Source organism: Mycolicibacter minnesotensis, from assembly GCF_010731755.1.
Classification (GTDB): domain Bacteria; phylum Actinomycetota; class Actinomycetes; order Mycobacteriales; family Mycobacteriaceae; genus Mycobacterium; species Mycobacterium minnesotense.
Genome location: NZ_AP022589.1, coordinates 2,838,639 through 2,860,981, shown reverse-complemented (window position 1 = coordinate 2,860,981; position 22,343 = coordinate 2,838,639). Strand labels below are relative to the sequence as shown.

The window sequence follows — 22,343 nt, the reverse complement described above, 5'->3', positions numbered from 1 at the left end:
ATTCACACTATCTTGTCAACTCGGGGTACGGCGTGTTCCGCACCCCGATCGACTTCGCCGGTCAGGCGAGCTTCCAGTCCTCCAGGCCGTCATAAAGCGGGAAGTCCTGGGCCAGCTTGGCGACCCGGGCCCGCAACGCCGGCACGTCAGCGGCCGAACCGGCCGCAAGTGCGGTGGCGATGATGTCGGCGACCTCGGTGAACTCGGTGTCCCCGAAGCCACGGGCTGCCAGCGCCGGAGTGCCCACCCGAAGCCCGGAGGTCACCATCGGCGGCCGCGGGTCGTTCGGGACCGCGTTGCGGTTGACGGTGATACCGACCTCGTGCAGCAGGTCCTCGGCCATCTGACCGTCCAGCGGCGAGTCACGCAGGTCGACGAGAACCAGGTGCACGTCGGTACCGCCACTGACCACCGAAACGCCGGCCTTGGCCACGTCAGCGGCCAGCAGCCGCTCGGCGATGATCTTCGCGCCGGAGAGCACCCGCTGCTGACGCTCGGCGAACTCGGCCGTACCGGCGATCTTCAGCGCGACGGCCTTGGCGGCGATCACGTGCATCAGCGGACCGCCCTGCTGCCCGGGGAAGACCGCCGAGTTGATCTGCTTGGCGAATTCCTTCTTGCCCATGATCAGCCCGGAGCGCGGGCCGCCGAGGGTCTTGTGCACGGTGGTCGACACCAGCTGCGCGTGCGGCACGGGCGAGGGGTGCAGGCCCGCGGCCACCAACCCGGCGAAGTGGGCCATGTCCACCCACAGCGTCGCGTCGACCTCGTCGGCGATCGAGCGGAAAGCCTCGAAGTCCAGGGTGCGCGGGTAAGCCGACCAGCCCGCGATGATCACCTTCGGCTTGAATTCCAACGCCTGTGCCCGCACCACATCCATGTCGATCCGGTGAGTGACAGCGTCCACCCCGTAGAAAGCGTTCTCGTAGAGCTTGCCGGAGAAGTTCAGGCGCATGCCGTGGGTCAGGTGTCCCCCGTTGGCCAGATCCAGGCCCAGCAGCCGGTCGCCGGGCTCCATCAGCGCCTGCAGCACCGCGGCGTTGGCTTGGGCACCCGAGTGCGGCTGGACGTTGGCGAAATCTGCGCCGAACAGCTCCTTGGCGCGGTCACGGGCGATGTTCTCCACCACGTCGACGTGCTCGCAGCCGCCGTAGTAACGCCGGCCCGGCAGGCCCTCGGCGTACTTGTTGGTGAGCACGCTGCCCTGCGCCTGCAGCACCGCCCGCGGCACGAAGTTCTCCGAGGCGATCATTTCCAGCGTGTCGCGCTGACGCCCCAGTTCCTTGCCGAGCAGTTCGGCGATGTCGGGGTCGAGTTCTGCCAACGGCGTCGACATAGTGGATGCGGGGCGGGTGTTCGGTGCAGCAGTCACGCCCTCCAGTTTGGCACGCGAACCTTCGCTCGATTGCCGCAGGCCAGCGATCGCTCCCCTACCGCCGACTGTGCGGATTTATTCGCAAATCACGAGGTCCGGTGTGTAAAACCGCACACTCGCGGGGCTGGCCCGGTGCCCAAGCCCGTCAATCGGCCCGCAACGTCGACGGCGTCAGCGGCTCATCGAGCAGCCGGCGGAAGCGCTCGGTGCGACTCACCCCGGCAGGCGCAGCATCCAACCAGCCGCGCAGCAGCCGGTAGCCCTCCACATAGGTCGAGGTGTAGGCCCGCCACAGCGGCGAGGACAGGAACCGCAGGCTCTGGCGAGCCCGGTCGTCGGTGACCAACAGCCACCGACGCAGGTATTCGGTCACTTCGTCGGCGTCGCGGTGTTCGTCGTGCAGCATCAGCGCCGCGTCCTGGCGCACGTCCGCCAGAGCCGCAGCGGCCTCGGACACCGCTTCGGCCCGCTCACCGTCGAACTGCAGGCCCAGGTCGGCATAGATCTCCGCCGCCCAGGCACCCCAGCCCGGCCCGACCGTGGCATACAGCGCCAGATCGGCCAGGCCCTCAGCCATCAGGCACTGGGGGGTGTTGACCAGAAAGATGGTCTGCTCGGCCTGACCCAGCCGGGCCACCAGTCCGGCCTCTTTGCGGCAGTGCTCCGTGTGATGGCCTGGATAGGACTCGTGGGCCACCAGTCTCGGCAGGTTCGACATCAGCTGCTTGAGGTCGGCGTTGACCGCCACTGTGGAGCGGTAGTCGCCGCGGTAGTAGTTGAACCCCGACCACGGCTTATCGGTCACCACCTCGTAGGTGATCATCTCGGTATCCGGCAGCGGGAAGTGTACCCGCACCCGGTCGCGCAGAGCCGAGGAGAAGGCGTGGATCGCCGCTTCCAGCCGCTCCGGCGGAATCTCCTCGGCCTGGCGGTGCGCGGTCATCCGTTCCGCCAGCGGGCCGGTGCCGCCCAGCGCTTCGTCGAGGCGGGCATGGGCTTGGCGATAGCGGTCGGTGTCGCCTTTGACGATGTCGACGTCGAAGTACTCACGCACCTCCTCGACGAATCCGACCTGCTCGCCGGCGAACTTGCGGCCGGCGCAGGCCAAGGCACGCAGGTGCACCCGCAGGTACTCGGCCCGCTCCGGATCCAGTCCCCCGGGCAACGCGGCGGCCAGCCGCTCGGCCTGCCGCGCCAGCGCGGACGGCTCCGGCGGCGGCTCGTCGGCGACGATTCGTTGCAGCGCCGGATCGCCGGTGAAGGCATCGACGTACCCCTGTTCGATCCGGTCGAAGCGCAGACCGAGCAACAAGTATTCACGGATCAAAGCGGCGGGCTCCATACCCGATCAGGCTAATGGTCGGGTCAGCTGCAAGACTGTGTGGTCATGCGGCGGCTGAGTGAGCCGAGTCCATACGTGGAGTTCGACCGACGTCAATGGCGGACACTGCGTATGTCGACGCCCATGCCACTGAGCGAGGCCGAAGTCGTGGCCCTGCGTGGCCTCGGCGAACAGGTCGACCTGTTGGAGGTCGAAGAGGTCTACCTGCCGCTGGCCCGACTTCTGCACCTGCAGGTGGCCGCCCGTCAGCAGCTGTTCGCCGCCACCGCGGAATTCCTCGGCGAGAACGAACTGAGTCCTGACCGGCCGGTGCCGTTCATCATCGGTGTGGCCGGAAGCGTAGCCGTCGGCAAGTCCACGACAGCCCGCGTGCTGCAGGCGCTGCTGGCCCGCTGGGACCACCACCCTCGGGTGGACCTGGTGACCACCGACGGCTTCTTGTACCCCAACCACGAGTTGAAGCGCAGGAACCTGATGCACCGCAAGGGGTTCCCCGAAAGCTACAACCGCCGCGCGTTGATGCGCTTTGTCACCTCGGTGAAATCCGGTGCGGACTACGTGTGCGCGCCGGTGTATTCACACATGAGCTACGACATCGTCTCGAGCTCCAAGCAGGTGGTTCAGCACCCCGACATCCTGATCCTCGAAGGCCTCAACGTGTTGCAGACCGGGCCGACGCTGATGATCTCGGACCTGTTCGACTTCTCGCTCTACGTCGACGCCCGGGTGGAAGACATCGAGCGCTGGTACATCTCACGATTCCTGGCGATGCGGTCCACCTCGTTCGCCAATCCCGATTCGCACTTCCACCACTACGCGGGGCTCAACGACCAGCAGGCGGTGGCCGCCGCGCGCGACATCTGGCGTTCGATCAATCGTCCCAACCTGATCGAGAACATCTTGCCCACCCGGCCGCGGGCCACCCTGGTGCTGCGCAAGGACGCCGATCACTCCATTAATCGGCTGCGCCTGCGCAAGCTCTGAACCCAGCGCCTAGGGGCCTAGGGCTGTGTCGCGGTGCCAGGCTGCGGCTGGCCCGGCGGCGGAGGCGCCGGCTCGGCGGGCGGCGGCGGGAGCTCTGCCGCGGGACCGGGCACCGGCTCAGGCGGCGGCGGGAAAACTGGCGGCGGTGGGAACTCCGGCGGTGGTGGGAACTCCGGGGGCGGCGGGAAGCCAGGCGGGGGCGGGACCTCAGGCCCCGGCGACGGCTCGGCACCTGGCGGCGGCACCGCCGGGGTCGGGGTGGCGGCAACCGTCAAGGTGTCCGGGCACAACTCGTGTTGCGCGGCGTCGATCATGACCTTGGTGACGCCGTCGGCGACCTTGGCGCCGAACCGGTCCTTGGCGGGACGGCCCTTCCGCAGGTTCTGGCAGATGACCGTGCCGAACTGCACCGCACCGGACGGCGTGGTCAACCCGGGGCTGTTCTGGTATTTGAAGCCGTGTGAATCGAGGTAGCTGAGGTAGCTCTTCTCGTCAGCCTGCGCCGGCACCGCGGCGAAGATCAGGGTTCCGGGGATCAGCGTCATCGCCGCCAGCCGCCACATCATGGGAGTGAACTTTAGACGGTGGCGGCGACGGCGACACGCTGAGTGGGCTGCGTCTCAGCCCAGACGACGCAGGCCGGCGTACTGCAGTGCCGCGAAGAACGCCGTGTAGGCGGCACAGCCCAGGGTTGCCGCAACGCCGATCCCGGTCAGCGGCAAAGCTCCGGACTCGACCACCGCGATGGCCGCGACGGTGCACACCACGTTGGCGGCGATCACGCCGATGCCGACGCCGCGCAGATTCGGCAGCGCCGCCAGGAAGTAGACCGTCACGCCGTAGACGATGCAGAACGCGGCCAAGGCGTATTCATGGGTAGCGGTCAAGCCTTCCAGCGCCGCCATCGGTCCGGCGGCGACCGCAAGGGCAAGCCCGGCGATTCCGACGATCACGGCGTCGGCGCGCAATGCGAAGCGAAGCAGTGAATCGGTCGAGTCGGACAGGGTCGGGGTGGCGATAGCGGTCATGGGTCAATCTCCCTTCGAGGCGTGGCGGAACACCCTTGAGACTGCTCAGCAGCCGCTGCCACATCGACCCACGACGCTGCCAAGCACTGCCACGCCCAGGTCACAGACCTGACGTCACCGGCATCCGGCCCCGGAGATCGGCGGCGATCACCCGCGCACCGGCGTTCTGCCAGTTGTGCAGCGAACGCTGCGGCACCTCGGTGACCAGCCACTGCCACGCCTGCCGGGCGGTGGGATCGAGCCCAGCGGCGGTGGCGTTCTGCGCGTAAGCCCGCACGCCCACGACGTAGGGGAAGTACAGGGCGTTGTAGTGGCGCCACTGTTCGGTGGTGCCGAACTCGCCACCGTCGCGCGGCTTGAGGGCTGCGATCCGGTCGGCCAGCAGGGCCTTGAGCTCGTTGGCGCGTTCCAGCGGCGCATCGGGCGCGCCCCGCGCCGCCAACCGCTCGTCGATGGCCGGCAACGCGGTCAGCGGACTGGCCACGAGCTTCGACAGATCGCCATAGTGCCCCAGCGCCCGCCGGGTCAGCCGGGCGAAGGTCTCCTCGTCAAGCTCGTCGAGCGGGCCGGTAGACCGCAGCGGCAGCGCCGCCTCGGTGTCGCGCAGCGCGGCACGGTCGGCGCGCAATCCCGGCGACCGCCAGAACGCGAGCCGATCCCAGAGTCCGGCCAGCCGGTCGACAAACACCTGAACCTCGATGCCGACCGCGATGGTGGTGAACAGCAGGACGGTCAACGCGGTCTGCGCCACGATTTCGGTGCGGGTCAGCCACAGTCCGATCAGCACCTGCCCGCCCAGCAGTGCTGCCATCGCGACGGCAGCCAGAAACGACCGCAGCATGTCCTGGCGCAGCGCCTGCCCCTCGTCGAAGGCGTCCCATAGTGCCACCGCCAGCCCCAGCAGAAGTACGTCGACGCCGGTGCTCGCCAGCGCGATGCCGCTGGGCACCACACCCAGCGGAATGATCAGGATCGCGTTGGCCAGGGCGAAGAACAGCGTCGCGACGGCGGCCACACCGAGCACCGACCCCGGTTGCGCCGGCCGGATCAGGGCCTTGACCATAGCGGCCAATGTCGACACCGAGACCACCCCGAACAGCAGCCAGTGTCCGGCCCGCGGCGGACCGTCGACGCTGCCGGCCCAGGTCGCGCCGATCAATGCGGCGATCGAGACCACGCTGATGAACCCCACATCGCGGGCCCGGCCGGTCCAGCGGTCGCACGGCCGGCTCAACTCCAGCAGCACCGCGAACCAGGCCACCCCCGGCAGCACTGCCAGGTAGATCTCCACCCGCCCCAGCAGCGCCGGATGCCACACGGTGCGCACCGCATCGGCGGCCACCACCGCCGCGAACCCGCACAACCCGACGGCGGCCAGCGCCAGCACCGGTTTGCGCGGGTCCCGGGCGAGCAGATACATCCCGAGCCACCAGCTCAGGGTGAAGACCAGCGCCGACAGCACGATCATGTCGCGCTAGCGCCCGAATCTCCGGTGCCGCACGCTGTAGTCGCGCAGTGCTCGCAGAAAGTCGACCCGTCGAAAGGCCGGCCAGTGCGCCTCGGTGAACCACATCTCCGAGTAGGCGCTCTGCCACAGCAGGAAACCCGACAATCGCTGTTCCCCGGAGGTCCTGATCACCAGGTCCGGGTCGGGCTGACCGGAGGTGTAGAGATTCTCCGAGATGCCCTCGACCGTCACGGCGTCGACCAGGTCCTCGGCGCTGGCACCGTTGGCCAGCTGCTTGCTGAGCAGACCGCGTACCGCGTCGACGATCTCCTGCCGGCCGCCGTAGCCCACCGCGACGTTGACATGCAGCCGTGAGGAGCCGCCCTCGCCGTCGCCGGTGCTCACGGTGCTTACGGTGCTTACGGTGCTTTCTACGGCCTCGCGCAGGCGCCGAGCGGGCGCTTCGCCCAGTAGCTCCAGGTCCCCGACGGTACGTACCGTCCAGCGGTTGGCGGGCGCGCAGATCTCCTCCACCACGTCGGTGATGATCTCGATGAGCGCGGCCAGTTCGGCGGGTTCGCGCTGCAGGTTCTCGGTGGACAGCAGATAGACGGTGGCCATCTCGATCCCCGCATCGGCACACCAGCGCAGCATCTCCGCGATCTTGGCCGCACCCATCCGGTAGCCGTAGCTGACGTCGTCGTAGCCGGCGTCGCGCGCCCAGCGCCGGTTGCCGTCGCAGAGCACCGCGATATGGCGCGGCAGATTCGACCTCGACGCCGCCAGGCCCTGCCGGAGACGCAGCTCGTAGATCCGGTACAGCGGCTCCTTCAAGCGCGCCGGGATGATCGCCACAAAATCCCAGACTACTGTGATCGAAAGCAGTCCGGGATCCGCGTGGAGTCAGGAAGGTCCATGAGTACCCACACCGACATGATCGCCGACCAGAATCCGAACGATCTGCCGGCCGATATCCTCTTGCCGCATACCAAACCGCGGGCCCGCGGGTGGATCCACCTCGTGTCGGCCATCGTTGCCGTCGTCGCCGGGGTCACCCTTACCGCGGTGGCCTGGTCGATGGCCGGGCGCGAGGCCGGTCTGGCGACATTGGCCTACACCATCTCGGTGGTGGGCATGTTCGCGGTCAGCGCCACCTATCACCGGATCACCTGGAAATCGGTCGCCACGCGGATGCGCATGAAGCGGCTCGACCACGCGATGATCTTCATCTTCATCGCCGGCACCTACACCCCCTTCGCGCTGCTGGCGATGGACCACGGCGCCCAGGAACGGCTGGTGATGACGATCGTGTGGGGTGGTGCGCTGGCCGGCGTGGTGCTCAAGCTGTGCTGGCCCACCGCACCGAAGTGGGTCGGGGTGCCGCTCTACCTGTTGTTGGGCTGGGTGGCAGCGTTCTTCATCGCGACGATCATGCACAACGCCGGCGTCGCAGCGATGGTGCTGCTGGCCGTCGGCGGCATGCTCTATAGCGTCGGCGCGATCATGTACGCGCTGAAGTGGCCGGACCCGTGGCCGACGACGTTCGGCTACCACGAGTTCTTCCACGCCTGCACGGCCGTGGCCGCGATCTGTCAGTACATCGCGATCTGGTTCGCGGTACTGCATTAGCCCCTAGAGCTGGGTGATGTTCTCCGCCGACCAGTAGGCCTTCATGCCGGCGATCTTGCCGTCGCCGTCGAAGACCATCACGTCGATCGGCTCGATACGCATCCGGTGGTCACCGTTGGTGATGGTCAACGCGAACTGGAAAGCCGCCTCGCTTCCGGCGACCCGCAGCGACACCAGCTCACTGCTGCGGTCCAGCCCGGTGATGGCCGAGTAGAAGTTGCGGATGGCGTTGTGACCGATGTGCACCTCACCGCCGACCGGGTCCTCCAGGGTGGCGTCGGCCGCATACAACTCCACCAGCGCGTCGGCGTCGCCGCCGCCGACCAGCTCGATGTAGCGGTTGACGGTTTCGGTGATGGCCTGTGCCTTGTCAGGTGCGGAGGTCATGTGCCGCACGTTACACGGATGCCGAATCCGCGGGCACCCCAAGGGCCGCAGCCAACTCCGCCGCACTGCGCACCGGTAGGTCGCACACCTGGCCGCGGCAGATGTAGGCGGCGTCGGCGCCGTTGACCCGCCCCCGCCCCATCAGCAGTTCGGATGAGTCAGCCGGCCCGCCGACGACGATCGTCCCGCCGGGCGCCAAGCGGCGCGCCTGGGCCAGCAGTGCTGAATCCGGGCCGGCACAGGCCACCGCGATCTGCAGCGGACCACGCACACAGGCCTCGGCGACGCCCAGCCAATGCCCGGCCGAACGTGGTGCCCGGTCCAGCAGTGCGGCATGAGCCGACAGAGAGTCGGTGGCCGCCTGGCCGTAGCGTTCGCTGCGATCCGCGGGAACCAGGTGGGCCGCGGTCAACAACGCCTCGGTGATCAGTGCCGCACCTGATGGGGTGGCGCCGTCCGTCGGATCACTGGGCCGCAGCACGAGTGCCTCGGCGTCGTCGGCGGTGTCGAACCAGTGCCCCGGGGTCTCCGGATCGGCGAAGTGAGCCAGCGCGACGTCCAGCAGGCCGGTGCCGGCGTCGAGCAGGTGCTGCTCACCGCTGAACTGGTACACACTGAGCAGGGCGGTGGCCAGGGCGCCGTAGTCCTCCAGGGTCGCGGCGCTGTCCCCCACCCGGCCGCCCAGGCTGGCCCGGCGCAGCCGGCCGTCCACCAGGTGCAGATCCAGCAGCTTCTCCGCGCACTCCTGGGCGGCCGCGGTCAGGCTCGGATCTTCCAGCGCCACAGCCGCTTCGGTCAGTCCGGTGATCGCCAGGCCGTTCCAGGCCGTCACCACCTTGTCGTCGCGGCCGGGCTGCGGCCGGGATCGCCGAGCGGCCAGCAGCCGCTGCCGAACCCGGTCGAAGCGCTGCGGATCGTCGGGGTCCGTCGGCAGTTGCAGCACCGAACTGCCGGATTCAAAAGTGCCACTCACCGAGACCCCGAAAACCTCTGCTGCCCAGTGCCCGTCGTCCTCGCCCAGCACCTCGATCAGCTCCGCGGGCGTCCACACATAGGTCAGGCCCTCTTGACCGTCGGCGTCGGCGTCCAGCGACGAGATGAACATGCCTGCGTCGCAGAGCTCCGTCAACAGGAATCGGGCTGTCTGCGCGGTGACCCGGGCCGCCAGCGGATCGCCGGTGCGCCGCGCCCAGTGCGCGTAGGCGCGCAGCAGCAGCGCGTTGTCATAGAGCATCTTCTCGAAATGCGGCACTACCCAGGCGGCGTCGACGCTGTAGCGGGCGAAGCCGCCGGCCAGCTGGTCATAGATGCCACCGCGTGCCATAGCCGCACCGGCACGGGCCACCGCCTGAAGCGCACCCGGCGCCGAGGTCCGCTCGTGGTGACGCAGCAGCGCCTCCATCAGCGCCGACGGCGGGAACTTCGGGGCAGCACCGAATCCGCCGTGGCTGCTGTCCTCGGCGCGTAACACCGCCGCCACGCTCGTGTCGCAGAGCTCCGCATCGATCGGCGGCCCACCCGCCGGCGGTCCGCCGGCCATCGAACGCAGCTCGGCGGCGATGTTGTCCGAGGCCTCCTCGACTTCGCCTCGGCTTTCGTCCCACGTGGCAGTGATCGCCGAAAGCAGCTTTAGGAAAGCATCTTTGGGGTAGTAGGTGCCGCAGTAGAAGGGCCGTCCGTCGGGGGTCAGAAAGCAGGTCATCGGCCAGCCGCCGCTGCCGGTCAATGCCTGGGTGGCCGTCATGTAGATCGCGTCGATATCCGGACGTTCTTCCCGGTCCACCTTGATGCAGACGAAGCCGGCGTTCATCGCCGCGGCCACCTCGGGATCCTCGAATGCGCCATGCGCCATCACGTGACACCAGTGGCAGGCCGCGTAGCCGACCGACAGCAGGATCGGCACGTCGCGCTCGGCGGCCTGCGCCAGCGCCTCGGGTGTCCACTCCCACCAGTCCACCGGGTTGTCAGCATGTTGGCGCAGGTAAGGGCTGGCGGACGCTGCGAGACGGTTGGCCACTCATTCACGCTAACCCCGACCGCAGGCGGCCGGCCCCCAGGCCCATACGCGGACACCGACCATACAACTCGTGACCAGATCGAAAACGATCGCTGAACTCTTGAATTCTGCTGCAAAGCAACGACGTTGCCAGCTCATACCGTTGCTAGCATTCGCCGGGAAGACGACCCGAGGGATGTGATCGACATCAATCGACGTGCCGTACCGAGCGTGCTTGCCCTAGCCGCTGCACTGCTGTCCGGGTGCGGCGGCAGCCAGGACGCCCCATCGTCGACCCGATCGGCAGCGGCCTCGGCGAACGCAGTGGACTGCGGCGGCTCCCCCGGCCTCACTGCCAGTGGTTCCACCGCCCAGGCCCATGCGATGACGCTGTTCGTCGCGGCCTTCCAGCAGGCCTGCCCCGGCCAGAGCCTGGCCTACCAGGCCAACGGCTCCGGAGCCGGCATCGACGAGTTCATGTCCGCGCAAACCGATTTCGGCGGTTCCGACTCCCCGCTGAGCAAAGGTGAATTCGACCGCGCCCAGCAGCGCTGCGGCGCGCCGGTCTGGAACCTGCCGATGGTGTTCGGGCCTATCGCCATCGCCTTCCGCCTACCGGGCCTGGCGTCACTGAACCTCGACGGTCCCACCGCCGCCAATATCTTCAACGGCACCATCACCACCTGGGACGACCCGGCGATCGCCGCGCTCAACACCGGAACCCAACTGCCCGCCGTGGCGATCCGCGTGGTCTCGCGCAGCGATGAGTCGGGCACCACCGACAACTTTCAGCGCTACCTGGACACCGCGTCCGCGGGGACCTGGGGCAGGGGCGCCGGCCGGACGTTCAACGGCACCGCCGGGGTGAGCGTGCACGGCAACGAGGGCGTCGCCGCAGCGACAGCCGAGCTCGACGGGGCCGTCACCTACACCGCGTGGTCGTTCGCTCAGGAGCACCGGCTGGGCATGGCCAACGTGATCACCTCGGCCGGCCCGGATCCGGTTGCGATCAGCGAAGATACGGTCGGCAAGACGATATCGTCGGCGTGGTTCCTCCGCGACGGCAACGACCTGGCACTGGACACCATCTCGTTCTACCGGCCCAACCAGGCCGGCGCCTATCCGATCGTGCTGGCCACTTACGAGGTCGTCTGCTCGCATTATCGCGATCCGCAGATCGGAAAGGCTGTGCGCGCGTTCCTGCAGTGCACGATCGGCGACGGCCAGCACGCACTGGCCGACCACGGCTACGTGCCCATCCCCCAGCCGTTCAAGTCGCGCCTGTCGGCGGCCATCGACGCGATCACCTGACACCACCGGTCATGCAGTCCATAGCCGCACCTCCCGAGATCAGCTCCGCGCTGGTGAACACCGGTCCCGGTGCCACATCGCTGCTCGACGCTGCCGGAGCATGGCGGCTACTCGGGGCGCAGCTGGATGAACAGGCCGACGGCTACGTGTCCGCATTGTCCGCACTGGTCGACTCCTGGCGCGGCCGGTCCGCGGCGGCCATGGTGGCGTCCGCGGAACCGTACCTGCTGTGGTTGCGGACCACGGCACAAGAATGCCGGCGGACCGCCGCCTCGATTCGCCTCGCCGCCGCGGCATTCGATTCGGTGCGCGCCGCGGTGACCCCGCCCGCTGCGATCACCGCCAACCGCGCGCGCCGAGTAGAGCTGCTGGCGACCAACCGGTTCGGGACCAACTCCGCAGCAATCGCGGAGAACGAGAGCCAGTACCTGGCCATGTGGACCACCAACACCGCCGCCATGACCCGCTACCAGGCGGCGTCGGCGCAGGCCACCACACTGAGTGGTTTCGACGCGCCGACGACGACACCCTCAGCCGGAAATACCTCTCTGGATGGGCTTTTGACGTCTCTGGAGGCGTTGGTGAACCCCTACGATCCCAACTACGGCTGGTCCGGGCTGGCCAACACCTACGCGAATCAGTTCGTGTCGTCGGGATTCCCGATCAACCTGCTCAGCTACCTCGCCCAGAACACCTCGGCCCAGGCCTTGCAGAACGTCAACGCCGCGATCGGGCAAGGACTGTCCGAAGGCGAAGCCGCACTAGCTCCCGCGCTGCCGCTCGGCGGCCTGGGCGCGCTGGGCGCCGCCGGACTCACTGAAATGCCCACAGCCGCAATCGGTGTGGGCATGAAGGTGGGTCCGCTGACCGCGCCGCCGGCTGCCGCAGGACTGCTGGCCACAGCGCAGGCACCGGTGCAACTGGCGTCGGCGGTGACACCACTTCCCGCGCCAGAATCGGCCGGATTCTCCGGAGTCCCGCCGATCCTGCCGCCGATCGTGCCGCCGGCAGCGGCCGCGGGAAGCGGCTGGCGTAAACGCAGGCAACAGAAGTACGAGGACCTGGAAGTCGGTTTGGAGTTGCGGGGCCCGGTGATGCCCAAGCCGCCGTCGGCCGGCTGACGCGACTACCCGTGATGCCGCGGGCAGAACGCGCTCACACTGACCCCGACGAAGAAGCCCGCGTGGTATCCGTCGAGCTGACTGCTGTGCATCACCTCGGACACCACGTCACTCTTCTGCCGACCACCGTCGAGCTCGTCGCAGACCTCGTGTCCGGCCATGACGGCGGACTGACCTGAGGCGAAGTCGATGCCCTTGGCGTTGAGGGCGCCCAGGAACGTGGTGTCGACGGCGTCGGCGTGCACCGCTGGAGAATCGATCAGGCCGATCAGCAGAACGGTCAAGATGGCGGGGGACAGCGCCAACCCGGGTGAGCGATCAGCGAGCATGGCCAACCCTGAACCTTTCTCCCAAGCCGGGTTCAGGGCCATCATCGCATGCTGCGGCGGAGTGGGCGAGACGCACGCCGACGATGAAAACTGCAGGCGCAAAGGTTAATCCGGGCGTCGCACACCCGAAACCCGGCGTTGGGCGGCTGTTAGCTCGACGGCCGCAACACCGACACGTCCTACCCGTCGTCTCCGGGAAGGTCGCCCGACGAAACGGATCCGACGGTGCCCTCGTCGGCGGCTTGATCGGCGGCCGGGTGCTCGGGGTCGAACGACTCCGGCAACTTCCTGAGCTGACGATTCATCGACCACACCAGCCCGAAGGTGCCCAGCATCAGCAACACGATGACCAACAGACCGAAAGGGCTGGCCTTACCGAAATCTGGTCCGGTGTCGCGCGGCACGTCATCGGCCGCCATCCACAACACCGTCAGCACCGCGTGGTTCATCCGTAGTCCTCGATCCCGGCGAACAAGTCCGTCTCGGGCAGAGTAACCGGCACCCGGGATCGGGCCAGCTCGTACTCCTCGGTCGGCCACAGGCGCTGCTGCCACTCGATCGGAGCGGCGAAGAAGTCACCGTTGGGGTCGATCTGAGTGGCGTGCGCCCGCAACGCGTCATCGCGCTGACTGAAGTAGTCGGCGCATTCGACCCGGGTGGTCACCCGGTTGGCGAACACATCGTGATCCGGCTGCCAGTGCTCCAGCCATTTGGCGAACGGACCGACCTCGCCGTTGCGGGCGAATTCGTCTTGCAGCAGCTGCATCCGCTGCCGCAGGAAGCCGTGGGTGTAGTACAGCTTCGCCACGCTCCAGGGGTCCCCGGAGTCCGGGTAGAGGCGATGGTCACCGGCCGCCTCGAACGCGGCGAGCGACACCTGGTGGCAGCGAATGTGGTCAGGGTGCGGATAGCCGCCGTTCTCGTCGTAGGTGGTCATCACGTGCGGCCGGAACTGGCGGATCACCCGTACCAACGCTTCGGTGGACACCTCCAGCGGCACCAGCGCGAAGCAGTCGTCGGGCAGCGGCGGCAGCGGGTCGCCCTTGGGCAGGCCGGAGTCGACGAAACCGAGCCAGTGGTGTTCGACGCCCAAGATCTCGGCGGCTTTGGCCATCTCGTCGCGCCGCACGTCGGCTATCCGGCCATGGACGTCGGGCAGGTCCATCGCGGGGTTGAGAATGTCGCCGCGCTCACCGCCGGTCAACGTCACGACCATCACCCGGTGCCCGGCGGCGGTGTAGCGGGCCACGGTGGCCGCGCCCTTGCTGGACTCGTCGTCGGGGTGGGCATGCACCGCCATCAATCGCAGTCCACTCATGCGCACATTCCCCGTTCCCTCCAGGTTCCTCCTGCCGGAACCCCGGACCGGACGCCTATAGTTCCAGATGGTTTCCGGCCCCCATCGTTACACCACCTGCTGCGGGCGCGGTAACCGCTCCCGACTCCACCGGCAACCTTGGGACACACCTCACGATGACCGACTCCGAGCCGCGCTACGGCGACGCCCAGGGCAGCGCACTGCCCCGACGGTTGCTGGCGCTCGTGCTGGGCACGCTCGGGATCGCCACCTTCGCCGCCCTCGCGGTGGTCGGCTATCAGCGCTTCGCGACCGCCGAGGTCAAGGGTGAGCTGTACGGATATGAGGTGCTCGACGATCAGACTGTCTCGGTTAAGTTCAGCGTGACTCGATCCGACCCGTCGCGGCCCGCGGCCTGCATCGTGCGCGTTCGATCCGGCGACGGCAGTGAGACCGGCCGGCGCGAAGTGCTGGTTCCACCATCGGAGTCGGCAACCGTTCAGGTGACCACGATCGTGAAATCTTCCCAGCAACCTGTCATGGGCGACGTCTACGGTTGCGGCAGCGACGTCCCCGATTATCTACGCTCGCCCTGACGTTGCGGTGGTATCCTGTACTGATACACGGTTCCGACTGGGACCGTGTATTGCTGCATTAACGACTGTATTTGACAGGCGTCGCCCCGTTGCCGAAGGCGCCGGACCCCGACGACACGAGGAGCGCAGTGAGATGACGGACACCCAGGTGACCTGGTTGACGCAGGAGTCACACGACCGGCTCAAAGCGGAGCTTGACCAGCTGATCGCGAACCGCCCGGTGATCGCCGCGGAGATCAATGACCGCCGCGAAGAGGGCGACCTGCGCGAGAACGGCGGCTACCACGCCGCCCGCGAAGAGCAGGGGCAGCAGGAGGCTCGTATCCGGAGCCTGCAGGAGCTGCTCAGCAGCGCCAAGGTCGGCGAGGCGCCCACCCAGTCCGGTGTCGCGCTGCCCGGTTCGGTGGTCACGGTGTACTACGACGGCGACAAGTCCGACACCGAGACCTTCCTGATCGCCACTCGCCAGGAGGGCGTCGCCGACGACAAGCTCGAGGTCTATTCACCGAACTCCCCGCTGGGTCACGCCCTGCTGGGCGCCAAGGTCAATGAGGAGCGCAGCTACAACGTTCCCAGTGGCAAGACCATCAAGGTGACCCTGGTCAGCGCGGAGCCCTACCACTCCTGAGCTAGGCCGCCCCGCCGATCAGGCCAGCGCCTGCGTCAGATCGGCGATCAGGTCGTCGATGTCCTCGATGCCCACCGACAGGCGCACCAAGTCGTCGGGAACCTCGAGTTGCGAACCCGCCGTAGAGGCATGCGTCATCGCGCCGGGCAGTTCGATGAGCGACTCGACCCCGCCCAGGGACTCGGCCAGGATGAAGATCTGGGTTCCGGCGCACAGCTTTTCCGCCGCCGCCCGGCCACCGCGCATCCGCACCGACACCATGCCGCCGAAACCGCGCATCTGCGTCGCGGCGACATCGTGGCCGCGGTGCGCCGGCAGACCCGGGTAGAGCACCTGGCTCACCGCGGGGTGCTCGTCCAGGAATTCCGCGACCGCCGCGGCGTTCTCGCTATGCCGTTGCATGCGCAGCACCAGTGTCTTCAGACCGCGCAGCGTCAGGTAGGCATCGAAGGGACCGGGGACCGCCCCCGCCCCGTTCTGCAGGAATGCGAACGCGGTGTCGAGCTCTTCGTCGTCAGTGACCAGCGCGCCGCCCACCACATCGGAATGCCCGCCGATGTATTTGGTGGTGGAATGCAGCACCACGTCGGCGCCCAGCGTCAGGGGCTGTTGCAACGCCGGCGAGGCAAAGGTGTTGTCCACCAGGACCCGAGCCCCGGCTTCTTTACCCAGGGCGGCGATTCCGGCGATGTCGGCGATCGACAGCAGCGGGTTGGTGGGAGTCTCCACCCAGATCAACTTGGTCTTATCGGTGAGGGCACCACGCACCGCGTCCAGGTCGGACAACGCGACCGGGGTGTGCGTCACTCCCCACTGGGTGAAGACCTTGTCGATCAGCCGGAAAGTGCCGCCGTAGGCGTCGTCGGGAATGATCAGGTGATCGCCGGGACGCAGCATCGAGCGCAGGGCACAGTCGGTGGCGGCCATCCCCGAACCGAAGGCCCGGCCGAACCGGCCCCGCTCCACCGCGGCCAGCGCGGCCTCCAGCGCGGCCCGGGTCGGATTGCCGGTGCGGGCGTATTCGAAGCCGCCGCGCAGACCGCCGACGCCGTCCTGGGCGAAGGTGCTGCTGGCGTAGATCGGTACGTTGACCGCCCCGGTGGCGGGGTCCGGCCGAAAGCCGGCGTGGATCGCGGTGGTGGACAGACCGGTGGCGCCGTGCGGGTGCCTCTGACTCAACGGATCGGCAGGCAGACGGTGGTCATGATCTTGTCCGCGATCGTCTGACGCTTGGCGTCCCACAGCGGGAAGAGATAACCGATGCACAAGATGGCGCCGTCGATGATGTGCGCCAGCTGGCGCACGATCGACATCCCGAAACCGATCGGCTGACCGGTGGCTTCGGAGACCACTTTGAACTTCAGCACCGATTTGCCGATGCTGGACCCGGTGGTGCCCTGCCGGTAGCCGTAGTTCCAGATTCCGAAGGCCAGCGCGGCCAGCCAACCCAAGAACATCAACGTGGCGCCGGTGCTCGACGGGCTGACCGTGCAGACGAAGCCGTCGGAACCGGTGATGCATTCCTTGTCGGCGGTGGTGCCGGCGATCATCGACGGGATGCCGTAGAGCACCAGGATCGGCAGGAAGTCAACGAAGTAGGCGGCCACCCGGGTCAGCCAGGAGGTGTAGGCCTCCTGCGGCAGCTGACCGACCGGGGTTCCGGCCTGGCCCGGGTAGGCGCCGTAGCCCGGCGCCGGCGGCGGGTAGTTGCCGGGAGGCGGCGGGGGGTAGTTTCCGGGCGGCGGAGGCGGGTAATTGCCGGGCGGCGGGGGCGGGTAGCTGCCCTGCGGGGGGTAGTTGCCGGGAGGCGGGGGCGGGTAGCTGCCCTGCGGCGGGTAATCACCGGACGGGGGCGGGTAGCTGCCGGGCTGGGACGGCGGATATTCGGTCATCTCCACCCTTTCGGGTCGTGTCGGTGAACGGTCCAAACGCTACCGCAGGACAGGGGCGTCAACGCCTTTATCGACGGCGTGGCCCGTCGGACAAAAAGCCCAGAAGGTCGTGGCGGGTGATCACGCCCACCGGTTTGCCGTCTTCCACCACCATCACCGCGTCCACCTCGGCCAACGTGGTGGCCGCTACCCCGACGACCTCGCCAGAGCCGATCAGCGGCAGCGGCGGACCCATGTGCAGCGACACCGCGTCAGCAAGCTTCGCGCGACCCTCGAACACCGCGGAAAGCAACTCCCGCTCGGAAACACTTCCGGCCACCTCACCGGCCATCACCGGCGGCTCGGCTCCGACGACGGGCATCTGCGATACCCCGTACTCCCGCAGGATCCCGATGGCGTCGCGCACCGTCTCCGCCGGGTGGGTGTGGACCAGGTCCGGCAGTACTCCGGACTTGGCCCGCAGTACGTCGGCAACCGTGGCCTGGACCGTGGAACCATCCAGTCGCGACCGCAGGAAGCCGTAGGAGGACATCCAGGCGTCGTTGAACAGCTTCGACATGTAGCCCCGCCCGCCGTCGGGCAGCAGGACCACCACGAGCGCGTCGGGACCGGCCTTGACCGCGGTCTCCACCGCCGCCACTACGGCCATCCCGCAGGAGCCGCCGACCAGCAGCGCTTCCTCCCGGGCCAGGCGCCGGGTCATGTCGAAGGAGTCCGCGTCCGAGACGGCGATGATCCCGTCGGGAATGCTCGGGTCGTAGGCGTCCGGCCAGAAGTCCTCGCCGACGCCTTCGACCAGGTAGGGCCGACCGGTGCCACCGGAGTACACCGAACCCTCGGGGTCCGCGCCGATGATCTGCACCCGGCCCTCGGACACCTCTTTGAGGTAGCGGCCGGTGCCGGTGATGGTGCCGCCCGTTCCGATCCCGGCGACGAAATGGGTCACCTGGCCGTCGGTGTCGGCCCAGATCTCCGGTCCGGTGGTCTCGTAGTGACTCTCGGGGCCGGCCGGGTTGGAGTACTGGTCGGGCTTCCAGGCGCCGTCGATCTCCTCGACCAGCCGATTGGACACGCTGTAGTAGCTGGCCGGGTCATCCGGGGACACCGCTGTCGGGCACACCACCACCTCGGCGCCGTAGGCCCGCAACACGTTCTGCTTGTCTTCGCTGACCTTGTCCGGGCAGACGAACACGCATTTGTACCCGCGCCGCTGGGCCACCAGCGCCAGGCCCACCCCGGTGTTGCCCGAAGTCGGTTCGACGATGGTGCCGCCGGGCTTGAGTGCCCCGCTGGCCTCGGCCGCGTCGATCATCTTCACCGCGATGCGGTCTTTGGAGCTGGCACCGGGATTGAGGTATTCGACCTTGGCCACCACCCGCCCCGCGCCGGCCGGAACGATCGAACTCAACTCGACCAGCGGGGTATTACCGATGAGGTCACTGATGTGGCGCGCTATCCGCATGCCTGCAATGGTCTCAGGTTGTTTGTCCGGGCGGGTCAGCGAGGCTCGACGAAGGAGAGCCGACGCTGGGCCCGCCCCATAAACACGACGGGTCAGCGAGGCTCGACGAAGGAGAGCCGACGCTGGGCCCGCCCCATAAACCGGGTGGTTCAGCCGGTGGCTTCGCGGATGTATTCGCCGATCTGGCGCAGTGAACGCGTGGCCTCGGGCACGAACGGCGCGGCAATCTGAAAGACGTGGATCTGGCCGGGCCAGATCCGCAGCTCCACCGGGACGCCCGCGGCGGCCAGCACTTTGGCGCCCAGCCGGGCGTCGTGCAGCAGTACCTCGGAGCCAGAGACGTGAATCAGAGTGCGCGGAAGTCCGGGCCGCACGTGCTGCAGCGGTTCGAGGACTTCGCCGCCGTGGACGCGATCACGCCGGGCCGCCGCCTCGATCAGTTCGACGAAGGCGTCAAATGCCTTGGGCGGAAACTCCGCTCCGCTGTGGATGTTGGGATGCGCCTTCTTGGCTTCCTTGGCGATCTCCAGCAGCGGCGACAGAGCGACGATCGCCGCCGGAGCCTCCTCGTCTTCGTCGAGCAACCGTTCGGCCAACGCCAGGGACAGGTAGCCGCCGGCCGAGTCGCCGGCCAGCACGATCTGGTCGGGCTGGTAGCCCTGGCGGCGCAGCCACCGATAGCCGTCATAGCAGTCGTCGATCGCGTCGGCGATCGAGTGCTTGGGGATCATCCGGTACTCCACCACCAGCACCGGGCTGTCGGCGTACTTCGACAACTTGGTGACGAGTCGGCCGTGGGTGTTGGCGCCGCAGGTGAGGAACGCGCCCCCGTGCATATAGAGCACCACCCGACGGGTGCCGTCGGCTGGCATCACGCCGGCGGCGCGCACCAGCTGTGCTTTGCAGCGCGGCAGCCGGATGGTGGCCCTGATGGTGCCCGGTGCGGGCAGCACAGCCTTGGCGGCGAAGTCGAGCAATCCGAACGGCCACGGCATGCGCGGCAGGTAGCTGCCCACCGACAGGACGGGCCGAATGGTGGCCCGAGCGGCCAGCCATGCGAGCCGTCCTTCCATGCTGGGCGCCTCTTCGACCACCTCCACCGGCAGTCCGTCATGACGACTGTGACGGCGGGGCCGTTGGGAGGGGTAAAGCCGGACGCCGGCACGCGGCGAGCTGGGAATAATGCTGGGTGCGGTCATGATGGACACTCCCTCCAGCCGGCCCGGGCCGGCACTGCCAACGCGGTATTACTTATCGTCACACGCCAAAATTTGAGAAGAAATCTTAGGATTCGTTCCGATACTGCATCGGTTCCGCTTCGTGACCATTTCTGTTTGCTGCGGGCGGGAACCAGCTCCCTAGAATTGCCACATGGCGATCCATGCGACGCGACGGTCAGCGGTCACGCTGCTCACCGCCGGCATGATCGCCTCCAGCGGCACCCTCTATCTCGGGGTGCGCAATCTCCTGGCCGGGCAGGCCGACCGGGCGCGCCAGACCATCCCCAAGGCATGCGCCATTCCGCCCCGCGCCGACGGCGTCTACACCGGCGAAGGTGAACCGGTGCAGCGTTATCAACGCGGTATGAGCGTGGATCTGCACCTGATGATCTTCGGCGACTCGACCGCGACGGGGTATGGCTGCCTGTCCGCCGAGCAGGTGCCGGGCGCGCTGATCGCCAGCTCGCTGGCACAACGCACCGGCCTGCGGATTCGCTTGAGCACCAAAGCGATTGTGGGTGCCACCACCAAGGGACTGGCCGGCCAGGTCGACGCGATGTTCGTCGCGGGTCCACCGCCGAACGCCGCGGTCATCATGATCGGGGCCAATGACGTCACCGCCCTGCACGGCATCGCATGCTCGGCGCAACGGCTGCGCTCGGTGGTCAAGCGCCTCCACGCCAGCGGTGCGGCGGTGATCGTGACGACCTGCCCTGACCTGGGCGCGGTCAGTGCGATCCCCCAGCCGCTGCGCTGGGTGGCCCACACCCGGGCACGCCGGCTGGCCAAGGCCCAGGCCCGTGCGGTCAAGGCCGCCGGCGGTATCACCGTCCCCTTCGCCGACTTCCGATCGCGGGAGTTCCATCAGGCACGCGAGCTGCTATTCGCCCAGGATCAGTACCATCCGTCGGCCGCCGGATACGCGCTGGCAGCCACCCAAGTGATCCCCGCCTTGTGTGCCGCGCTGGAGCGGCCCGATTCCCGCGAGACGGTTCCGTCGGGCTAGATTCGCCTCTAGAACCCGATTAGAGGAGTCAGAAGTGCCTGAAGCTGTCATCGTCTCAACTGCGCGTTCGCCGATCGGCCGGGCCGGCAAGGGGTCCCTGGTCACCATGCGGCCCGACGACCTGGCTGCCCAGATGGTGCGCGCCGCCCTGGACAAGGTTCCTGCCCTGGACCCGCGCGAGATCGACGACCTGATGATGGGCTGCGGCCAGCCGGGCGGCGCCTCCGGCTACAACATCGGCCGCGTGGTCTCGGTGTTGCTCGGCTACGACTTCCTGCCCGGCACCACGGTGAACCGGTACTGCTCGTCGTCGCTGCAGACCACTCGGATGGCCTTCCACGCGATCAAGGCCGGGGAGGGTGACGCGTTCATCTCCGCCGGCGTGGAGACCGTCTCGCAGTTCGTGATCGGCGCGGCCGACGGCGCCCCGAACAGCAAGAACCCGCTGTTCGCCGACGCCCAGGCCCGTTCCGAGGCCGCTGCGGCCGGTGCCGACGAGTGGCACGACCCGCGTGCCGACGGCCTGCTGCCTGACGTCTACATCGCGATGGGCCAGACCGGCGAGAACGTCGCGCTGCACACCGGGATCAGCCGTGAGGACCAGGACCGCTGGGGCGTGCGCAGCCAGAACCGCGCCGAGGAGGCCATCAACAGCGGCTTCTTCGCCCGCGAGATCTCGCCGGTCACCCTGCCCGACGGCACCGTGGTGAGCACCGATGACGGCCCGCGCGCCGGCACCACCTACGAGAAGATCAGCCAGCTCAAGCCGGTGTTCCGGCCCAACGGCACGATCACCGCCGGCAACGCCTGCCCGTTGAACGACGGTGCGGCCGCGGTGATCATCACCAGCGACACCAAGGCCAAGGAGCTGGGTCTCAAGCCGCTGGCCCGGATCGTGTCCACCGGGGTGTCGGGTCTGTCGCCGGAGATCATGGGCCTGGGCCCGATCGAGGCGGTCAAGAAGGCGCTGGCCAACGCCAAGATGTCGGTGTCCGACATCGACCTGTTCGAGATCAACGAGGCGTTCGCGGTGCAGGTGCTGGGCTCGGCCCGCGAGCTGGGCATCGACGAGGACAAGCTGAACGTGTCCGGCGGGGCGATCGCCCTGGGCCACCCGTTCGGTATGACCGGCGCCCGGATCACCGCCACCCTGCTCAACAACCTGGCCACCCACGACAAGCAGTTCGGCGTGGAGACCATGTGTGTGGGCGGCGGTCAGGGCATGGCCATGGTCGTGGAGCGTCTCTCCTAAGTTCCTTTGCCGTTGACTCTGCGCCTACCAGGCAGAAGTGC

Annotated in this window: 23 protein-coding genes; 8 read left to right on the top strand and 15 right to left on the bottom strand. The window is 68.0% G+C overall.

What is annotated here, in order from left to right; translation table 11 throughout:
- Positions 1-61 precede the first annotated feature (61 nt).
- Complete coding sequence (gene glyA / locus G6N09_RS13315; protein WP_083027032.1) at positions 62-1,336, bottom strand: serine hydroxymethyltransferase; 1,275 nt, start codon at positions 1,334-1,336, stop codon at positions 62-64.
- A 184-nt stretch (positions 1,337-1,520) separates the two neighbouring features.
- A complete protein-coding gene (locus G6N09_RS13310; protein ID WP_083027033.1) occupies positions 1,521-2,717 on the bottom strand; it encodes a DUF885 domain-containing protein in 1,197 nt (398 codons plus the stop codon).
- Between the two features lie 45 nt (positions 2,718-2,762).
- Here G6N09_RS13310 and coaA point away from each other — a divergent pair, with 45 nt between their 5' ends.
- On the top strand, positions 2,763-3,701 hold the full coding sequence (gene coaA, locus G6N09_RS13305; RefSeq protein ID WP_083027034.1) for a type I pantothenate kinase: 939 nt from the start codon (positions 2,763-2,765) through the stop codon (positions 3,699-3,701).
- 17 nt (positions 3,702-3,718) lie between these two features.
- On the opposite strand, the gene G6N09_RS13300 is transcribed toward coaA, so the two are convergent.
- The 4 genes from G6N09_RS13300 to G6N09_RS13285 all read right to left on the bottom strand — a co-directional run bounded on the left by G6N09_RS13300 (position 3,719) and on the right by G6N09_RS13285 (position 7,031).
- Positions 3,719-4,267 (bottom strand): DUF732 domain-containing protein, encoded by a 549-nt coding sequence (locus G6N09_RS13300; RefSeq protein ID WP_083027035.1) that lies wholly within the window; start codon positions 4,265-4,267, stop codon positions 3,719-3,721.
- Between the two features lie 54 nt (positions 4,268-4,321).
- The gene (locus tag G6N09_RS13295) at positions 4,322-4,729 is read right to left on the bottom strand and encodes a hypothetical protein (protein ID WP_083027036.1); all 408 of its coding nucleotides are present in this window, start codon (positions 4,727-4,729) and stop codon (positions 4,322-4,324) included.
- 100 nt (positions 4,730-4,829) lie between these two features.
- Positions 4,830-6,197, bottom strand: coding sequence for a hypothetical protein (locus G6N09_RS13290; RefSeq protein WP_083027037.1), 1,368 nt, complete (start codon positions 6,195-6,197; stop codon positions 4,830-4,832).
- Positions 6,198-6,203: 6 nt separating this feature from the next.
- On the bottom strand, positions 6,204-7,031 hold the full coding sequence (locus G6N09_RS13285) for a (2Z,6E)-farnesyl diphosphate synthase (protein WP_083027038.1): 828 nt from the start codon (positions 7,029-7,031) through the stop codon (positions 6,204-6,206).
- Between the two features lie 78 nt (positions 7,032-7,109).
- Between G6N09_RS13285 and trhA the strand changes: the two genes are divergently transcribed.
- Complete coding sequence (trhA, locus tag G6N09_RS13280) at positions 7,110-7,805, top strand: PAQR family membrane homeostasis protein TrhA (RefSeq protein ID WP_234807074.1); 696 nt, start codon at positions 7,110-7,112, stop codon at positions 7,803-7,805.
- Positions 7,806-7,808: 3 nt separating this feature from the next.
- On the opposite strand, the gene G6N09_RS13275 is transcribed toward trhA, so the two are convergent.
- Both G6N09_RS13275 and G6N09_RS13270 read right to left on the bottom strand, forming a co-directional pair.
- Positions 7,809-8,192, bottom strand: a complete 384-nt coding sequence (locus tag G6N09_RS13275; protein WP_083027056.1) for a nuclear transport factor 2 family protein — start codon at positions 8,190-8,192, stop codon at positions 7,809-7,811.
- A 10-nt stretch (positions 8,193-8,202) separates the two neighbouring features.
- Positions 8,203-10,209 carry a thioredoxin domain-containing protein gene (locus G6N09_RS13270; protein WP_083027040.1) on the bottom strand — a complete coding sequence of 669 codons (2,007 nt, stop codon included), beginning with the start codon at positions 10,207-10,209 and terminating at the stop codon, positions 8,203-8,205.
- Between the two features lie 180 nt (positions 10,210-10,389).
- Between G6N09_RS13270 and pstS the strand changes: the two genes are divergently transcribed.
- Positions 10,390-11,499: a phosphate ABC transporter substrate-binding protein PstS gene (gene pstS / locus G6N09_RS13265; RefSeq protein WP_083027057.1), complete on the top strand. Its 1,110-nt coding sequence runs from the start codon at positions 10,390-10,392 to the stop codon at positions 11,497-11,499.
- A gap of 11 nt (positions 11,500-11,510) precedes the next feature.
- The gene (locus tag G6N09_RS13260) at positions 11,511-12,620 is read left to right on the top strand and encodes a PPE family protein (RefSeq protein ID WP_083027041.1); all 1,110 of its coding nucleotides are present in this window, start codon (positions 11,511-11,513) and stop codon (positions 12,618-12,620) included.
- 5 nt (positions 12,621-12,625) lie between these two features.
- Here the strand turns inward: G6N09_RS13260 and G6N09_RS13255 are convergent, their stop codons facing one another.
- The 3 genes from G6N09_RS13255 to mca all read right to left on the bottom strand — a co-directional run bounded on the left by G6N09_RS13255 (position 12,626) and on the right by mca (position 14,267).
- Positions 12,626-12,949 (bottom strand): DUF732 domain-containing protein, encoded by a 324-nt coding sequence (locus tag G6N09_RS13255; RefSeq protein ID WP_083027058.1) that lies wholly within the window; start codon positions 12,947-12,949, stop codon positions 12,626-12,628.
- A gap of 179 nt (positions 12,950-13,128) precedes the next feature.
- Complete coding sequence (locus tag G6N09_RS13250) at positions 13,129-13,398, bottom strand: hypothetical protein (protein ID WP_083027042.1); 270 nt, start codon at positions 13,396-13,398, stop codon at positions 13,129-13,131.
- Positions 13,395-14,267 (bottom strand): mycothiol conjugate amidase Mca, encoded by an 873-nt coding sequence (mca, locus tag G6N09_RS13245; RefSeq protein WP_083027043.1) that lies wholly within the window; start codon positions 14,265-14,267, stop codon positions 13,395-13,397. Before mca ends, G6N09_RS13250 begins: the two co-directional genes overlap by 4 nt.
- A gap of 155 nt (positions 14,268-14,422) precedes the next feature.
- Between mca and G6N09_RS13240 the strand changes: the two genes are divergently transcribed.
- Both G6N09_RS13240 and greA read left to right on the top strand, forming a co-directional pair.
- Positions 14,423-14,842 carry a DUF4307 domain-containing protein gene (locus tag G6N09_RS13240; RefSeq protein ID WP_083027044.1) on the top strand — a complete coding sequence of 140 codons (420 nt, stop codon included), beginning with the start codon at positions 14,423-14,425 and terminating at the stop codon, positions 14,840-14,842.
- Between the two features lie 133 nt (positions 14,843-14,975).
- Positions 14,976-15,470: a transcription elongation factor GreA gene (gene greA, locus G6N09_RS13235; protein ID WP_083027045.1), complete on the top strand. Its 495-nt coding sequence runs from the start codon at positions 14,976-14,978 to the stop codon at positions 15,468-15,470.
- Between the two features lie 18 nt (positions 15,471-15,488).
- Here the strand turns inward: greA and G6N09_RS13230 are convergent, their stop codons facing one another.
- The 4 genes from G6N09_RS13230 to G6N09_RS13215 form a co-directional block, all read right to left on the bottom strand.
- Positions 15,489-16,649 (bottom strand): cystathionine gamma-synthase, encoded by a 1,161-nt coding sequence (locus G6N09_RS13230; protein WP_083027046.1) that lies wholly within the window; start codon positions 16,647-16,649, stop codon positions 15,489-15,491.
- Entirely contained in the window at positions 16,646-17,362 is a 717-nt protein-coding gene (locus G6N09_RS13225) for an Rv1078 family RDD domain-containing protein (protein WP_163752789.1), read from the bottom strand. Before G6N09_RS13225 ends, G6N09_RS13230 begins: the two co-directional genes overlap by 4 nt.
- A gap of 67 nt (positions 17,363-17,429) precedes the next feature.
- Complete coding sequence (locus G6N09_RS13220; RefSeq protein ID WP_083025623.1) at positions 17,430-18,824, bottom strand: cystathionine beta-synthase; 1,395 nt, start codon at positions 18,822-18,824, stop codon at positions 17,430-17,432.
- A gap of 149 nt (positions 18,825-18,973) precedes the next feature.
- Positions 18,974-20,023: an alpha/beta hydrolase gene (locus G6N09_RS13215; RefSeq protein ID WP_083025916.1), complete on the bottom strand. Its 1,050-nt coding sequence runs from the start codon at positions 20,021-20,023 to the stop codon at positions 18,974-18,976.
- 172 nt (positions 20,024-20,195) lie between these two features.
- Here G6N09_RS13215 and G6N09_RS13210 point away from each other — a divergent pair, with 172 nt between their 5' ends.
- Positions 20,196-21,050, top strand: coding sequence for an SGNH/GDSL hydrolase family protein (locus G6N09_RS13210; RefSeq protein ID WP_083025625.1), 855 nt, complete (start codon positions 20,196-20,198; stop codon positions 21,048-21,050).
- A 34-nt stretch (positions 21,051-21,084) separates the two neighbouring features.
- Complete coding sequence (locus G6N09_RS13205) at positions 21,085-22,302, top strand: acetyl-CoA C-acetyltransferase (RefSeq protein WP_083025627.1); 1,218 nt, start codon at positions 21,085-21,087, stop codon at positions 22,300-22,302.
- The last annotated feature ends 41 nt before the right edge of the window (positions 22,303-22,343 follow it).

Excerpts from the sequence above, each read along its gene's own strand:
- G6N09_RS13260 (WP_083027041.1), top strand. The coding sequence starts at position 11,511 with ATGCAGTCCATAGCCGCACCTCCCGAGATCAGCTCCGCGCTGGTGAAC.
- glyA (WP_083027032.1), bottom strand. The coding sequence starts at position 1,336 with ATGTCGACGCCGTTGGCAGAACTCGACCCCGACATCGCCGAACTGCTC.
- coaA (WP_083027034.1), top strand. The coding sequence starts at position 2,763 with ATGCGGCGGCTGAGTGAGCCGAGTCCATACGTGGAGTTCGACCGACGT.
- G6N09_RS13275 (WP_083027056.1), bottom strand. The coding sequence starts at position 8,192 with ATGACCTCCGCACCTGACAAGGCACAGGCCATCACCGAAACCGTCAAC.
- G6N09_RS13225 (WP_163752789.1), bottom strand. The coding sequence starts at position 17,362 with ATGACCGAATATCCGCCGTCCCAGCCCGGCAGCTACCCGCCCCCGTCC.
- G6N09_RS13210 (WP_083025625.1), top strand. The coding sequence starts at position 20,196 with ATGGCGATCCATGCGACGCGACGGTCAGCGGTCACGCTGCTCACCGCC.
- G6N09_RS13215 (WP_083025916.1), bottom strand. The coding sequence starts at position 20,023 with ATGACCGCACCCAGCATTATTCCCAGCTCGCCGCGTGCCGGCGTCCGG.
- G6N09_RS13290 (WP_083027037.1), bottom strand. The coding sequence starts at position 6,197 with ATGATCGTGCTGTCGGCGCTGGTCTTCACCCTGAGCTGGTGGCTCGGG.
- G6N09_RS13300 (WP_083027035.1), bottom strand. The coding sequence starts at position 4,267 with ATGATGTGGCGGCTGGCGGCGATGACGCTGATCCCCGGAACCCTGATC.
- G6N09_RS13295 (WP_083027036.1), bottom strand. The coding sequence starts at position 4,729 with ATGACCGCTATCGCCACCCCGACCCTGTCCGACTCGACCGATTCACTG.
- mca (WP_083027043.1), bottom strand. The coding sequence starts at position 14,267 with ATGAGTGGACTGCGATTGATGGCGGTGCATGCCCACCCCGACGACGAG.
- trhA (WP_234807074.1), top strand. The coding sequence starts at position 7,110 with ATGATCGCCGACCAGAATCCGAACGATCTGCCGGCCGATATCCTCTTG.
- G6N09_RS13250 (WP_083027042.1), bottom strand. The coding sequence starts at position 13,398 with ATGAACCACGCGGTGCTGACGGTGTTGTGGATGGCGGCCGATGACGTG.
- G6N09_RS13240 (WP_083027044.1), top strand. The coding sequence starts at position 14,423 with ATGACCGACTCCGAGCCGCGCTACGGCGACGCCCAGGGCAGCGCACTG.
- G6N09_RS13220 (WP_083025623.1), bottom strand. The coding sequence starts at position 18,824 with ATGCGGATAGCGCGCCACATCAGTGACCTCATCGGTAATACCCCGCTG.
- G6N09_RS13255 (WP_083027058.1), bottom strand. The coding sequence starts at position 12,949 with ATGCTCGCTGATCGCTCACCCGGGTTGGCGCTGTCCCCCGCCATCTTG.
- G6N09_RS13310 (WP_083027033.1), bottom strand. The coding sequence starts at position 2,717 with ATGGAGCCCGCCGCTTTGATCCGTGAATACTTGTTGCTCGGTCTGCGC.
- greA (WP_083027045.1), top strand. The coding sequence starts at position 14,976 with ATGACGGACACCCAGGTGACCTGGTTGACGCAGGAGTCACACGACCGG.